This is a genomic window from Trueperaceae bacterium (genome assembly GCA_036381595.1).
In the GTDB taxonomy this organism is placed as follows: domain Bacteria; phylum Deinococcota; class Deinococci; order Deinococcales; family Trueperaceae; genus DASVCN01.
In genome coordinates this window covers 49,085-62,691 of the sequence record DASVCN010000039.1, presented here as the reverse complement: position 1 = coordinate 62,691, position 13,607 = coordinate 49,085, and the positions used below count along the sequence as shown (strand labels likewise).

At 66.8% G+C, this 13,607-nt stretch carries 13 protein-coding genes; 5 read left to right on the top strand and 8 right to left on the bottom strand.

Annotated elements, in window-relative coordinates; translation table 11 throughout:
- The first annotated feature begins 30 nt into the window (after positions 1-30).
- The gene (locus VF168_13240; protein HEX7005144.1) at positions 31-669 is read left to right on the top strand and encodes a monothiol bacilliredoxin BrxC family protein; all 639 of its coding nucleotides are present in this window, start codon (positions 31-33) and stop codon (positions 667-669) included.
- A gap of 58 nt (positions 670-727) precedes the next feature.
- Here VF168_13240 and VF168_13235 read toward each other — a convergent pair whose 3' ends face one another.
- The 8 genes from VF168_13235 to VF168_13200 form a co-directional block, all read right to left on the bottom strand.
- The gene (locus tag VF168_13235) at positions 728-1,759 is read right to left on the bottom strand and encodes an S-adenosylmethionine:tRNA ribosyltransferase-isomerase (GenBank protein ID HEX7005143.1); all 1,032 of its coding nucleotides are present in this window, start codon (positions 1,757-1,759) and stop codon (positions 728-730) included.
- Positions 1,759-2,514, bottom strand: coding sequence for an SDR family oxidoreductase (locus VF168_13230; GenBank protein HEX7005142.1), 756 nt, complete (start codon positions 2,512-2,514; stop codon positions 1,759-1,761). The genes VF168_13235 and VF168_13230 overlap by 1 nt, the downstream gene beginning before the upstream one ends.
- Positions 2,511-2,675, bottom strand: a complete 165-nt coding sequence (locus tag VF168_13225; GenBank protein HEX7005141.1) for a hypothetical protein — start codon at positions 2,673-2,675, stop codon at positions 2,511-2,513. Before VF168_13225 ends, VF168_13230 begins: the two co-directional genes overlap by 4 nt.
- A 113-nt stretch (positions 2,676-2,788) precedes the next feature.
- On the bottom strand, positions 2,789-3,424 hold the full coding sequence (locus VF168_13220) for a response regulator transcription factor (protein HEX7005140.1): 636 nt from the start codon (positions 3,422-3,424) through the stop codon (positions 2,789-2,791).
- The gene (locus VF168_13215) at positions 3,409-4,548 is read right to left on the bottom strand and encodes a GAF domain-containing sensor histidine kinase (protein HEX7005139.1); all 1,140 of its coding nucleotides are present in this window, start codon (positions 4,546-4,548) and stop codon (positions 3,409-3,411) included. The genes VF168_13220 and VF168_13215 overlap by 16 nt, the downstream gene beginning before the upstream one ends.
- A 9-nt stretch (positions 4,549-4,557) precedes the next feature.
- On the bottom strand, positions 4,558-4,965 hold the full coding sequence (locus VF168_13210) for a hypothetical protein (protein HEX7005138.1): 408 nt from the start codon (positions 4,963-4,965) through the stop codon (positions 4,558-4,560).
- Between the two features lie 100 nt (positions 4,966-5,065).
- A complete protein-coding gene (locus tag VF168_13205) occupies positions 5,066-6,037 on the bottom strand; it encodes a threonine/serine dehydratase (GenBank protein HEX7005137.1) in 972 nt (323 codons plus the stop codon).
- A 9-nt stretch (positions 6,038-6,046) separates the two neighbouring features.
- A complete protein-coding gene (locus tag VF168_13200; GenBank protein HEX7005136.1) occupies positions 6,047-7,009 on the bottom strand; it encodes a PfkB family carbohydrate kinase in 963 nt (320 codons plus the stop codon).
- A gap of 251 nt (positions 7,010-7,260) precedes the next feature.
- Between VF168_13200 and VF168_13195 the strand changes: the two genes are divergently transcribed.
- The 4 genes from VF168_13195 to VF168_13180 all read left to right on the top strand — a co-directional run bounded on the left by VF168_13195 (position 7,261) and on the right by VF168_13180 (position 13,599).
- Positions 7,261-10,065 carry a 2-oxoglutarate dehydrogenase E1 component gene (locus VF168_13195; GenBank protein HEX7005135.1) on the top strand — a complete coding sequence of 935 codons (2,805 nt, stop codon included), beginning with the start codon at positions 7,261-7,263 and terminating at the stop codon, positions 10,063-10,065.
- Between the two features lie 144 nt (positions 10,066-10,209).
- Positions 10,210-11,514 (top strand): 2-oxoglutarate dehydrogenase complex dihydrolipoyllysine-residue succinyltransferase, encoded by a 1,305-nt coding sequence (odhB, locus tag VF168_13190; GenBank protein ID HEX7005134.1) that lies wholly within the window; start codon positions 10,210-10,212, stop codon positions 11,512-11,514.
- A gap of 56 nt (positions 11,515-11,570) precedes the next feature.
- Positions 11,571-12,956 carry a dihydrolipoyl dehydrogenase gene (lpdA, locus tag VF168_13185; protein HEX7005133.1) on the top strand — a complete coding sequence of 462 codons (1,386 nt, stop codon included), beginning with the start codon at positions 11,571-11,573 and terminating at the stop codon, positions 12,954-12,956.
- A 136-nt stretch (positions 12,957-13,092) separates the two neighbouring features.
- Positions 13,093-13,599 carry a plastocyanin/azurin family copper-binding protein gene (locus VF168_13180; protein HEX7005132.1) on the top strand — a complete coding sequence of 169 codons (507 nt, stop codon included), beginning with the start codon at positions 13,093-13,095 and terminating at the stop codon, positions 13,597-13,599.
- Positions 13,600-13,607 lie beyond the last annotated feature (8 nt).

The window sequence follows — 13,607 nt, the reverse complement described above, 5'->3', positions numbered from 1 at the left end:
TAGAATGTGGGAGCGAAATAAGGAGACTAGATGTTCAAAGACCGAGTCATCAACCTCACGACCCCTGAAGAGGTAAACGAATTCCTCGCTGCGCACCCCACCAGCGTCGTCTTCAAGGCCGGGACCTGCCACAAGACCATGCAGGGGTTCGGCTTCGTACAGGAGGAGCTCGAGCCGCGTGAGGACCTGTTCGTGGGCCTCATCCGAGTCGTCGAGGCGCGTGCCGCCTCGAACCTGGTGGCCGAGAAGACCGGTATCAAGCACGAGAGCCCGCAGGTGATCCTGTTCCGCGACGGCCAGCCCGTGTTCGACGTCGACAACTGGAACATCACCCCCGAGGCGCTCGCTCAGGGCTTCGGCAAGATGCCGCAGAGCGAGAAGCAGGCAACGAACCCGCGCGCCAGCAGCGATCTCGCGCCCTACATCCAGCTGCTCGAGAGCTTCCTCGGCGGCAAGATCGACGAGCGCCGCTTCGAGTACGCCTACACCACGACCTTCCGTGACGACTCCACTCTGCGTAGTCGCGAGGAGGTCGAGATCCTCAACTCGATCTTCGGTGACGTGGACCAACACATGAACATGCACCTGATGATGGCCGGGAAGTCCGACACCTCACAGATCCGCGAGCGGGCCGAGAAGGCCTACCGCCAGCTGATGACGCTGGCCTGATCCACCCCGCAGAGATCGAGTCGGGCGTCCGGAAGGGCGCCCGACTCTCTACTGCAGGTCAGGGACACGCGGCCGGCAGCAGCAGGTGCACGTCCCCGAACTCGTGCCACAGGTAGCCCATCCTCAGCGCCTCCCGGTAGCCCGACTCCAGCAGGTCCGGCCCGGCCACGGCTTCGAGCATGTCGAGGTGAGTCGAGTTGGGCTCGTGGAAACCGGTGAGAAGCCCGGCGATGGGCGGGAGCGACCGCCCGCGACGAACGTAGGCACGGGTGAGACCGCGTGCCGCGCGGAAGCGTGCTCCGTCCCACGCGCTCACCAGCGCCCTCACCGTGGTGGTGCCGATCGCGATGATCCGGCCTGCGCCGGACGCTGCCCGGTTGAGCCTTAGGGCGGCTTCACTGTCGACCTCGAAGCGCTCGGGGAAGAGTTCCGTGTCATGGAAGTCGGCCGCCTCCAGTGAACTCACCCCGGTATGGAGCGTCACCCTGACGAGTTCGACGCCACGGCGCTCGAGCGCCTCGAGCGTTCGCGCGGTGAACGGTCTGCCGGCCGACGGCATCTCCGCCGACCCGGGGCGATCCCCGAAGATCGTCTGGTAGGCTCCAAGATCCGGCTCCTCCGAGAGGTAACCGTAGCGGATCGGGGAGCCCTGACGGCCTACAGCCTCCTGCCAGTCGCCCTGGAAATCGACGAAGCGCAATCGGGGGATGCCCGGGTAGGTGGAGAGGATCGTTGCGCCTGCCCCGCCGGCCTCCACCAGCTCACCATCCGCAAGCGGTAGCGGGCCCGGGCGTGCTCGGGACCAGCGCGGCTCCGCAAGCCACAATTTGTCGCCGAAGCGGGTGCAGAGGTTCAACCGGAAGGAGCCGAGTCGGCCGACCGCGGGTAGCGAGGCGGGCAGAGTAGCGCTCCTGTTGACGATCAGTAGGTCGCCGGTCTCGAGCTGGTCGGGCAGGTCCGAGAAGAGGGCGTGGTGGTGCCCGCTGGCGCCGCTCACCAGGAGTCGGACGCCGTCGCGAGTAAGCCCCCGCTCCTCCGGAGTTTTGGTGGCCAGGCGCGGCGCTTCCCGAGGGTCGGTAGCGAAGGCCATCACGCCGACTCCCATACCTCGGCCTGGGCCTCGAGGCGTTTGCCGTTCAAACTATTCGTGGTCTGCTCGAATAGCCCGGCCCAGAACGGCAGCGTCTCCTGCGGCAACTTCCGGTCGCCGATGTCTTCGCCGGGGAAGGCCGCCTGGTGCATATCCGTGCGCATGTCGCCGGGATCCACGTTCACTACCGTCACCCCCTGCAGCTCGTTGGCGAGAGTGAGCCCGACGAGGTCGAGCGCTGCCTTGCTCGCTCCGTAGGCGCCCCAGCCGGGATAGCCGCCGCGAGCCGCGTCGGAGGAGAGGTTCACTACCAGGCCGTGGCCGTTGAACAGGGCGGGCAGGGTCGCCTGAACGAGCGCCAGCGGCGCGAAGACGTTAGCTTCGAACACCTGCCTGAAGCGCTCGAGGTCGTACTGGACGAGCGGGGGGAGCGGCGTGACCCCCAGATCCGAGGCGTTGTTGACGAGTAGGTCGAGTTCGTCCCCGACGGCTTCGACGAGTGCGGCCCGGTGCGCCTCGTCTCGGACGTCGCCGGTGACCGCGGTGACGGTCGTGACCTCGGCAAGCTCGGCAGCCGCCGAGGAGAGCTCCCTCTCGCTGCGCGCGTCTATGACGAGCCGGTAGTGGCGCGAGGCGAGGTATCGCGCGAGAGCGAAGCCCAACCCCTTGCTGGCGCCGGTAATCAGCGCGGTCCGCGCGCCACTGCCGGCAGCCGGCCGTCCGCCCCACTGCGCCGGAGACTCGCGGGCCGTCACTTCGCCGCTCCTGCCGGCCTGGGGCCACCCTCCGCCTCCTTGGGTACGGCAGCGCACCTCTGCCGACGGCGGCCCCGGACAAGACCCTGCCGGTTCGCGTGGGCCAGAAGGTCGTTCACCCGGGCTGTCGCTAGCTTGAACATGGTGTAGTCGCTGATCATTTCCAACCTCCTGCCGTCAGCGTCGCTCATCGGGGAGCCGGCGGAAACGGCCGGAGGTCGGGGCTGCATCTGCGACCAAAGTCGCAGCCGCGCGCAGCACGAGATCATGGAGTTCAGCGACGCGTAGTCTGCAAACCGTGCTCGCGAGCCCATAGCGCGGCCTGGGTCCGGTCGCGCAAACCGAGCTTGGCGAACACGTTCCCGAGGTGCGACTTGACCGTCTTCTCGCGCACGTTCAGCCGTTGGGAAATGTCGCGGTTCGAAAGCCCTTCAGCCAGGAGTTCCAGTACCTGTCGCTCTCTGGGAGTGAGCTCCGCGACAGGATCGCTCCGGTCTTGCGCGAGCAGCCTGGCCGCTGCGGGGTCGAGCGGCATCTCGCCGCGCAGCACCGCCCGGACGCCGTCGAGCAGCACCTGTGTTCCCGCGTGCTTGATGAGGTAGCCGTTCGCGCCGCGCCGCAGCGCCTCGCGCACATACTCGCGCTCGAGGAAGGAGGTCAGGACCAGCACCCGGGGAGGGTGCGGCTGGTCCAGCAACTCGCGGATGAGCGAGAGGCCGCTGCCGTCGGGAAGTTCGATGTCGAGCAGGACGAGGTCGAGTTCGCCGCTCACCTGAGCCGCTCGCTCGCGTGCTTCGGCCAGGCTACCGGCCTCGGCGACGATCTCGAGGTCGTCCTGACGGGAGAGGAAGGAGCGGAGCCCTTGCCTTACGACCGGGTGATCGTCGACCAGCATCAGTCGGTACGCCATGGGACCTCCGCCACTACCCGGCTGCCATCCTGCCCGCTCTCGATGGCGAAGCTGCCGCCGGCCCCCTTCGTTCTGTCGTGCATCCCTTGCAGGCCGAGGCCGCCGGCCGCCCGGTGCGGGTCGAACCCCTTCCCGTCGTCGGCGACGGTGAGGCGGAGCCTGTCCTCGACCGCCTCGAGCCGCAGCCAGATGTTGGTGCACTCGCCGTGCCGAAGCGCGTTGCCTACCGCTTCCTGAGCGACCAGGTAAAGCGTCTCGGCGGCCCTGCCGAAGGCGTCGAGCGGCTGGCTGTCGAGATGAACGCGTACTGATCCTCCGCCGGTACGTTCGGCGAGCCGGGAGAGGGCCGGCAGCAGGCCGCTGGAGAGGTCTGCCGGTCGTTGGACCTCCACCAGGCCGCGCAGGTCGGCCAGAGCGCCCGCCACCGCCTCCGCCGCCCGTACGAGCGACGGGGAGGGGTCCTCCCCCTGCTCGTCAAGAGCCGCCTGCAGGGAGAGATCGGCCGCGAAGAGCAGCTGGGCGAGGGAATCGTGCATCTGGCGAGCGATGCGCTCCCGCTCCTCGAGCGTAGCCGTGTAGCGCGCCTCGCGGGTCCTGCGGGCCTGCAGCCGGCTCCGTTCGAACGCGATCCCCAACTGCTTGCCCACGGCAGCCAGGAAGGTGAGGGTGCTCGCTTCGAACCGTGTGTCGCCGGGCGCGGCCAGATTGACTATGCCAACCGGTCCCTGGGCCCCGAGTAGCGGGACACTGGCGTGGAGTTCGAGTCCGCCTCGGTCGCCTCTGGCCTTGGCGAGCCGGCTGCACGTCACCATGTTCACGCCTCGATCGAGCTTCCCCCTGCGCAGCAGGCCCTGGCAGTCGCAGCTACCGCTGCAGAGCGGTTCCCTGTCGTCGCGCTCCAGCGCCGGTGGCAATCCCGTGCTCGCAGCCAGTGAGAAGCTCCCCTGGTGGCTGTCGCCCTGGCTCGTGTTGCTCAGGAACACCCAGCCGGTGCTGAGCCCCATGAGGCGCACCAGCCGCTCCAGCGCCTCCGGGAGGGCCCGCTCGAACTCCGGCTCGCGGTTCAGCACCTCCCCGAGGGTGTTCAGTACTTCGAGTTGTTCCTGTCTGCTTCCGACTCTCAATTCGCTCGTTCAGCGCAGGTCGAAATCATCGGACCGGGAGTTGAGGAAGCGCTCGAAGGCGTCCTCGTCAGAGTCCTCCTTGGCCGGCGGCCTCTTGGGGACACCCTCCGGCTGCCAGGCAACCGCGGCCGGTCGGGAGGCGGTGGCCCCTTCGACGGCAGCCGACTTCGCGCCCGTGGAGAAGGGATCAGCGCCGTTCCTGGCGCGCCTCGAGCGGGCGCCGCGCACCTCATCGTTGCTGACGGCGCGCTTGACCTGCGCCCGCGTTCGGGTGGGCGCCGCGGCGGGCTCCAGTTGCTTGCCGGCCTCCTCGGCGTCCTCCCTGAAATAGGCGACAGCCGTCCAGGTGGTCAGCGAGATCGCGATGAGCAGGCCGTACCCGAGGAGGACGACCAGGGCTAACGGGGCGATGTCCATCTCGCTCCCATCGTAACGCACCTCCGGTCGGCGGCAGTACCGGGTTCACCACTCCCGGAAGGACCCAGCCGACCACGTGCTGCCCCCGGTCGAAGGTCCGTCAGTCGAGCAGGGACGCGACCGCCTTCTGTCCGACGTTCCCGCCCGAGGCAACCACCACCGTGGGACCCGGGAGGAGCGAGAGCTCGCTAGCTCCTCTGCGCAGGCGCCGATAAGCGGCGAGGCTGAGGGCGCCGGTAGGCTCGACGACGAGACGCGCCTCCAGCAGGTACCAGCGCGCGGTCTCTTCGATCTCCTCCTCGCTCACGGTCACGACCCCGGCCAGCAGCCGGCGGAGGATCTCGAAGTTGAGGTCACCGATTCGCTGCGTTCGTACTCCGTCCGCCATCGTCCGGGTGACCTCCTCGGCCGACCACGACACGGGCCGCCCCACCTCGAGCGACTCCTTCGCATCGGCTGCCAGTTCCGGCTCGACTCCGATCACCCGAGCGTCGGGGGCGAGCGCGGCGATCGCCGTGGCCACACCGGCAGAGAGGCCGCCGCCACCGACGGGCACGAGGACGTTCCGGACGCCCTTCAGGCTCTGAACGATCTCGAGCCCCACGGTTCCCTGACCTGCGACGATGAGCGGATGGTCGAAGGGAGGCACCAGGATGTACCCTTCCGACTCGACGAGTTCCCTCGCCACCCGCTCCCTCTCGTCGCTGCTGTTGCCGCACCGCACGATCGCGGCTCCGTGCGCGCGGGTTCGCTCCACTTTCAGGTGCGGGGCGCCCTCGGGGATGACTATCGTCGCTTCGATCCCCAGCAGTCTGGCTGCGCAGGCGACACCTTGGGCGTGGTTGCCGCTGGAGTGGGCGACGACACCGCGGTCGCGCTCGGCCGGCGTGAGCGAGGCGAGGAAGTTGTATGCCCCCCGGAGCTTGAACGATCCGGTTCGTTGCAGGTTCTCGGCCTTGACGAAGACCTCCTCGGCCTCGTCGGCGAGGGGAAGGCGGATGAGGGGCGTCGGGTAGATCGCTCCCGCGATCCTCTCGGCGGCCTCGCGGATCGCTCCGATGGTGACGGTCATTGGCGAAGTCTACTTGGTGACGTGCTCACGAGCGAGGAACTCCACGAGTCGTTCGGCGTGGGGAAGCGCGGGGATCGCGCCCCTGCTCGAGACCGTGATGGCCGCGCAGGCGTTGGCTCGAAGCGCCACCTCCCTTAATGCCTCGGGCTGCTCCGCGATTCCCGGGTTCGCGACGATGCCGGCAACGAGTGCCGCCATGAACGAGTCTCCCGCGCCGGTCGTGTCCACCACGTTCGTCTCGAAGGCAGGTACCTCCTGTGTCGTGTCCCCGGCTATCAACAAGGCGCCTTTCGCTGCGCGGGTGATCACGAGGAGGTCAAGCTCTCGTGCCAACTCCCGGGCATAAGTCTCGCCGACGCCCCCCGCGACGAACTCGAGTTCCTCCTCGCTCAGTTTCACGACGTGGGCTTGCCCCATAGCCGCGAAGATCCCGCTGAGGGCCTCATCGGCCCCCGGCCACAGGTCGAGGCGCAGGTTGGGGTCGAAGGTAACCGTCACACCCGCCTCCCTGGCGGCTTCCACCGCTGCCAGCGTCGCACTTCGGGACGGCTCGGCGATGAGGCTGATGCTGCCGAAGTGCAGTACCCGCGCCTGCCTCACCGCCTCCAGGTCGACCTCGTCGGGGCGATAGAGCATGTCGGCCGAGGGGTGCCGGTAGAAGTGGAACGACCGCTCGCCATCATCGCCCAGGCTCACGAAGGCCAACGCTGTTCGAGCGCCCTTCTCGAAGCGCAGCCCGCTCGTTTCCACCCCTTCGGCAGCGAGGGCGCGCTCCAGCATCCTGCCGAACGGATCGTCGCCTACCTTGCCCAGGAACGAGGTGGGAACCCCGAGCCGGGCCGCACCCACCGCCACGTTGGCGGGTGCGCCGCCGGGAAGGGCGCTCCAACTGGTCGCTTCGCCTGCCGGCACGCCGGCTTCGTGGGCGATGAAGTCGACCAGCAACTCTCCCAGGGTCACCAGGTGGGCCACCGGATCAATCTACCCCGTGGCCTCCGGAGGCGGCAGCCCGCGACCGTAAGATATGCGGCACCGAGTGCTCAGATTGGGTGCTACAAGGGGACATGAGGTGAGGCGGACGAGCCCTCAGGAACGGATGGTCCGCGGTCGAGCGCGCCTGTTACTATGCGCTCGTGCCAGAAACTGAACGATGTCCGTGTTACGGGCGTCGCCGGTACTGAACCGGCGGAGGAAGGAAGCGACAGTCCAAGTCAGATGACAACATGAGTCAGGCAGACGTCACCATGAACAGTTCCAGCCTGGCCTTCGTCGAGGAGATGTACGCGGCCTACCTCGACGATCCGGCCTCGGTACCGGAAGAGTGGCGAACCTACTTCGCCGGCGCAGCCAACGGGCAGGCTGCCGGCAACGGCTTCGCTGGTCATTTCCGTCTCCAACCGCAGTTCCGACCCAGCAGCCTCTTCAACGCTGGCGCCAGGGTGCTCGCCACGCCCGGGCAAGACGACGCCGCGGCGCTCCAGCACCGGGTCGACAAACTCGTGCGCAACTACCGGGTGCGCGGGCACCGGATAGCGAAGATCAACCCGCTCGGTCGTGAGACGATAGCGCTGCCCGAACTGGACCCCGCCTACTACGGCTTCACCGACGCCGACATGCAACGCCCCGTCCTCGCCGACAACATGCCGGCCGTGCACACCCTCGGCGAACTCATCGAAGCGCTCAAGGTCACCTATACCCGCTCCATCGGCGCCCAGTTCATGCACATCGACAACCTGCAGGTGCGGACTTGGCTGCAGGCCCGGATGGAGCAGAGCCGGAACAGGCTCGACCTCTCGCGCGACACCCAGTTGCGGATACTGACCAAGCTGACCGACGCCGAGATCTTCGAGGAGTTCATCCAGAAGAAGTTCGTTGGCGCGAAACGCTTCTCTCTCGAGGGAAGCGAGAGCCTCATCCCACTGCTCGACATGGCCATCGAGAAGGCGGGCAACCAGGGCACCTCGGAGGTCATCCTGGCGATGGCTCACCGGGGCCGCCTGAACGTACTGGCGAACATCATGGGGAAGAGCCCGAGGGTGATCTTCCGCGAGTTCGAGGACCTCGATCCCGAGATGAACCGGGGACGCGGCGACGTCAAGTACCACCTGGGCTACTCGGGTGACTGGCTCACCTCGGAGGGCGCCAAGGTCCACCTGTCCCTCTGCTTCAACCCCTCGCACCTCGAGTTCGTAAACCCGGTGGCTTTGGGCCGTACCAGGGCGAAGCAGGACAGGATCGGGGACGAGGAGCGCGAGAAGGCTCTGGCCATCCTCATCCACGGCGACGCCTCGTTCATAGGTGAAGGGGTCGTGCAGGAGTCGCTCAACCTCTCCGAACTCCCGGGGTACCGGATCGGCGGGGCGCTGCACGTGATAGTCAACAACCAGCTCGGCTTCACCACCGGACCCGAACAGGGCCGCTCCACCACCTACGCCAGCGACATCGCCAAGATGCTGCAGAGCCCCATCTTCCACGTGAACGGCGAGGACCCGGAAGCGGTGGCCCAGACCATCGAACTGGCGATGGACTTCCGACGCGAGTTCCGCCGCGACGTCGTCATCGACATGTACGCCTACCGGCGGCACGGTCACAACGAGGGCGACGAACCGGCCTTCACGCAACCCGACATGTATCGCAAGATCCGCGAACGACCGACGGTACGGGACGGCTATCTGAAGCGGCTGCTCGCGACCGGCGAGATCGGCAGCGGCGAGGCCGACCGGATCGTGGAGCAGCGCCGCGAACAGCTCGAGCAGGAGCTCTCCGAGGCAAGGCGTGAGGACTACCGGCCCCACTACTCAGCAGGCGAAGGGGTCTGGGAACCGTACCGGGGCGGCAAGGACGAGGACGTTCCCGAGGTCGAGACCGGGCTTCCCAGGGCCCAGGTGAAGAGCATCCTGGAGCGCTTGTCGCAGGTCCCGGACGGCTTCGAGGCCAATTCCAAGATCGTGCGGTTGCTGGGGCAGAGAGTCGAGATGGCCCGTGGGGAGCGCCCGTTCGACTGGGCCGCTGCCGAAGCGGTAGCGCTGGGCAGCCTGGCCGAGGCCGGCTTCAGGGTAAGGCTTACCGGCCAGGATAGCGAACGCGGCACCTTCAGCCACCGCCATGCGGTACTGCACGATGTCAACGGCAACGGCACCTACGTGCCCCTGCAGCATCTGAGCGAGACCCAGGCGCCGGTGAAGATCTACAACAGTCCCCTATCAGAGACCGGGGTACTGGGCTTCGAGTACGGCTACAGCCTCGACTGGCCCGACGCCCTGGTGGTGTGGGAGGCTCAGTACGGCGACTTCAACAACGCGGCGCAGGTGATCATCGACCAATTCATCGCCTCGGCCGAGGACAAGTGGGGCCGCCTCTCGGGCCTCGTGATGCTGCTGCCCCACGGTTTCGAGGGTTCGGGCCCCGAGCACTCGAGCGCCAGGCTCGAGCGTTTCCTCCAGCTTTGCGCCGAGGACAACATGCAGGTCGTCTACCCGACCACCCCGGCCCAACACTTCCACCTGCTACGTCGTCAGGCGTTGCGGCCATACCGCAAGCCGCTCGTCGTCATGAGTCCCAAGAGCCTGCTGCGCCACCAGCGTTCGGTCTCGACGCTCGAAGAACTGGCGGACGGCGCTTTCCGTCACGTCATCCCCGACGACTCCGTCGATCAAGCTTCGGCCCGCCGGGTGCTCCTCTGCTCCGGCAAGATCTACTTCGAGCTGCTCGCGGAACGGGAGGAGCGTGGCCTCGAAGACGTGGCGATCGTTCGCCTCGAGCAGATCTACCCCACGCCAGACGGGAGGCTCCAGGAGGTGCTCGCCGGTTACCGCGATGACGTCCCGGTCGTCTGGGTCCAGGAGGAACCGGAGAACATGGGCGCGTGGCGTTTCCTACGGATACATTGGGGTCACACCCTTTACGGGAGGCCGTTCTGGGGCGTGTACCGGCCGCCCTCGGCGAGCCCGGCTACCGGTTCGGCGAGCAGCCACAGGATCGAGCAGGCCGAGATCATCCGGGCCGCGTTCGAAACGATGGCACGGTGAGCAGCGCGAGCGGGAGCGGTCCGAGTTGCGAGGCCTCAGTGGAGGCGAGGGCGAAACCTCCCTCAGGGGCGCCAGCACCGCTGTATCGGGTAACGTGCGGGGAACTGGGCGAGCGACGTCACCTACGTCATACGAGGAGCAGACATGGCTGTTGAACTGAAAGTGCCCGCCGTCGGCGAGTCGGTTTCCGAGGTATTCATCGGTACCTGGCTGAAGAAGGAGGGCGACGCCGTAGCTCAAGACGAACCGTTGGTCGAGGTAGAGACCGACAAGGCGACGGTCGAGGTTCCAGCCCCGGTAGCAGGCAAGCTGACGAAGGTACTGAAGAAGCAGGGCGAGTCGGCCCAGGTCGAAGAGGTGATCGCTCACATCGAGGAGGGCGCGGCCGGGCAAGCCGAACCAGTGAGGTCGTCGCCCCAGCAAGCCGATCCAGCCAGGTCGGCGCCGCAACAAGCCGAATCGCCCAAGTCGGCGCCCAAGCAGGCCGAGGAACCGTCCGCCGCCGCACGCTCCGCTGTCGAAAGCGGCGTGGCGGCCAAAGGAGCTCCGTTGGTCATGCCCGCCGCTCGTAGGCTCCTCGACGAGCACGGCCTGCGGGCGGAAGAGGTAGAGGCGAGCGGACCGGGCGGCAGACTCCTCAAGGAGGACGTGCAACGGCACCTGGCGTCCGCCAAGAGCGAAGCGCCGGCGACCGGATCGACCCGACCGGCCGCTACCGAAAACGCTCCCGCTCCGGCCGCGGCCGGCGAGCGTGAGGAGGAAGTGGTGCCGATGAGCCCACTCCGCCGCCGCATCGCCGAACGGCTCGTCGAGGCGCAGCGCAATGCGGCCCTGCTCACCACCTTCAACGAGATCGACATGAGCCAGGTCATGCAACTGCGCAAGGAGTACCGCGAGGCTTTCGAGAAGCGCTACGATGTGCGGCTGGGCTTCATGTCGTTCTTCGTCAAGGCCGCTATCGACGCGCTCAAGAGCATCCCTCAGCTCAACGCCGAGATTCGCGATCAGAGCATCGTCTACAAGAACTACTACGACATCGGCGTCGCCGTCTCGACGCCGAAGGGTCTGGTCGTACCGGTGTTGCGCAACGCCGAGCGGATGTCGTTCGCCGAGATCGAGAGCGCGATCGGTGATTTCGGGGTTCGAGCCCAGGCGAACAGGATCGCCCCCGAGGAGTTGCAGGGCGGGACGTTCACCATCTCCAACGGTGGCGTCTTCGGCTCGCTCATGTCGACGCCGATCGTCAACCCGCCTCAGTCCGGCGTCCTAGGTATGCACACGATCCAGGAACGGCCTGTGGCCATCGACGGCAAGGTAGAGATCCGGCCGATGATGTACGTCGCCCTCACCTACGACCATCGGATCGTGGACGGGCGGGAAGCCGTCACCTTCCTCAAGCGGATCAAGGAGGCGATCGAGCGTCCCACGCGGATGCTGCTGGAGGTCTAGTACACAGCGCCTCACAGCGGAGAATGGGGCCGGCAGCGGCCTCGCCGGAGGAGAACATGCCCAAGCACGACGTGATAATCATCGGCGGCGGCCCAGGCGGTTATGTCGCTGCGATCCGAGCAGCCCAGCTGGGCTTCGATGTCGCCTGCGTGGAACAGGAAGAAACCCTGGGGGGAACCTGCGTCCGCGTCGGCTGCATACCGTCGAAGGCGATGCTGGAGTCCAGCGAGCGCTTCTTCGAGGCGCAGAACGGTCTCGAGAAGCACGGTGTCCTGGTGAAGAACGTCAAGCTCGACCTGCCGCGGATGCTCAAGCGGAAGGACGAAGTCGTCAAGGCGAACACCGACGGGGTAGCGTTCCTCTTCAAGAAGAATCGGGTGAAGCGCTACCAGGGCCGTGGCGAAATCACCGGGCCCGGCGGGGTCGTGGTGCACGGCGAAAGAGGCGATGAGAAGCTGGAAGCCGAGAGGATCGTTATCGCCACCGGCTCGAAGGTCGCCAGCATCCCCGGCGTGGAGATCGATGGCGACAGGGTGGGCACCTCGACGGAAGCGCTCTCCTACGAGAAGCCGCCCGAGCGGTTGATCGTGATCGGCGCTGGCTACATCGGCCTCGAACTGGGGGCGGTGTGGAAGCGGCTCGGCTCGCAGGTGACGGTGCTCGAGTACTTCGATCGCATCCTGCCGGGCATGGATCGGGAACTCGCCGCCGATGCCCTCAAGGCTTTCAAGAAGCAGGGGATCGAGTTCCGCCTGGGCGTCAAGGTGACGGGCGCGAAGGCGAAGGGGAACGGGGCGGTGGTCACCCTCGAGGGCGGCGAGGAGCTGGAGGCCGACAGGGTACTGGTTGCGGTGGGCCGGCTACCGAATACCGAGGGACTCGGACTCGAGTCCGTGGGCGTGAAGACCGACGAGCGGGGAAGGGTACTGGTCGACGAGAACCTGATGACCAACGTCGAGGGGATCCACGCCATCGGCGACGTCATCGAAGGACCGATGCTCGCCCACAAGGCCGAGGAGGAGGGGGTAGCGATCGCCGAGATCCTCGCCGGACTGCCCGGTCACGTCAACTACGAGGTGATCCCCGGGATCGTCTACACCGAACCCGAGGTAGCCACGGTAGGGAAGACCGAGGAGCAGCTCAAGGAGGAGGGGATCGTCTACAAGAAAGGCGTGTTCCCCTATCTTGCCAACGGCCGGGCCCGGGCTCTCGGATCCACCGAGGGCAAGGTGAAGGTACTCGCTGACGCTCAGACGGACAGGATAGTCGGTGTTCACATCATCGGCGCGCGAGCGGGCGATCTGATCGCCGAAGCGGTCGCAGCCATGAACTTCTCGGCCTCGAGCGAAGACCTGGCCCGCACCGTGCACGCTCACCCCACCCTCTCGGAGATCGTCAAGGAGGCGGCATTGGCGGTCGAAGGTCGTGCGCTGCACATGTAGGCGACAGTTTCCCTCTCGGGCGGGCAGCCTGGGGAGAACCGGGGTTCACATCGGTACCGGTTTGTCTGGCAAGGCCCTTTCTCCCTGGCGGCGCGGTGCGAGCATCGTGCAGGGACAGAACCGAAAGGGGAGCAGAATGAACAGATTCATCGGACTACTCATCGGCCTACTGCTGTTCTCGGGAGCAGCCTTCGCCCAGCAGGGTGGCGAAGGGGAGGTCGTCGAGATAAGGATGGTCAGCGAGGGCGCGAACTTCTACTTCGACCCGGTCGGAATCCACGTTGCGCCCGGCACCACCATCCGCTTCATCAACGAGAGTGGCCAGCACAGCGCTACGGCTTACTGCGACGGGAACGGCAAACCGCAACGGATCCCCGATGGGGCGGAGTGCTGGAACTCGGGCATCCTGACGGAAGCCGGGGCGACGTTCGAGGTGACCCTCACCGAGGAGGGCGTGTACGACTACTTCTGCATACCCCACGAGGCCCTGGGGATGGTGGGTCGGATAATCGTCGGTTCGGCCGACGCCTACACTCCACCGGAGCCCACCGATCTGATGCCGGCCGCGCAACAGGCACTGCCGTCGGTCGATGCGATCCTCGGCGCCGAAGGCGGGACGCTGCCCTATCAGGCGCCTCAGTAGGCGCTACC

Coding starts and splice junctions, on each gene's coding strand:
- VF168_13240 (HEX7005144.1), top strand. CDS start 31: ATGTTCAAAGACCGAGTCATCAACCTCACGACCCCTGAAGAGGTAAAC.
- VF168_13235 (HEX7005143.1), bottom strand. CDS start 1,759: ATGGCCTTCGCTACCGACCCTCGGGAAGCGCCGCGCCTGGCCACCAAA.
- VF168_13225 (HEX7005141.1), bottom strand. CDS start 2,675: ATGATCAGCGACTACACCATGTTCAAGCTAGCGACAGCCCGGGTGAAC.
- VF168_13220 (HEX7005140.1), bottom strand. CDS start 3,424: ATGGCGTACCGACTGATGCTGGTCGACGATCACCCGGTCGTAAGGCAA.
- VF168_13210 (HEX7005138.1), bottom strand. CDS start 4,965: ATGGACATCGCCCCGTTAGCCCTGGTCGTCCTCCTCGGGTACGGCCTG.
- VF168_13205 (HEX7005137.1), bottom strand. CDS start 6,037: ATGACCGTCACCATCGGAGCGATCCGCGAGGCCGCCGAGAGGATCGCG.
- VF168_13195 (HEX7005135.1), top strand. CDS start 7,261: ATGAGTCAGGCAGACGTCACCATGAACAGTTCCAGCCTGGCCTTCGTC.
- odhB (HEX7005134.1), top strand. CDS start 10,210: ATGGCTGTTGAACTGAAAGTGCCCGCCGTCGGCGAGTCGGTTTCCGAG.
- lpdA (HEX7005133.1), top strand. CDS start 11,571: ATGCCCAAGCACGACGTGATAATCATCGGCGGCGGCCCAGGCGGTTAT.
- VF168_13180 (HEX7005132.1), top strand. CDS start 13,093: ATGAACAGATTCATCGGACTACTCATCGGCCTACTGCTGTTCTCGGGA.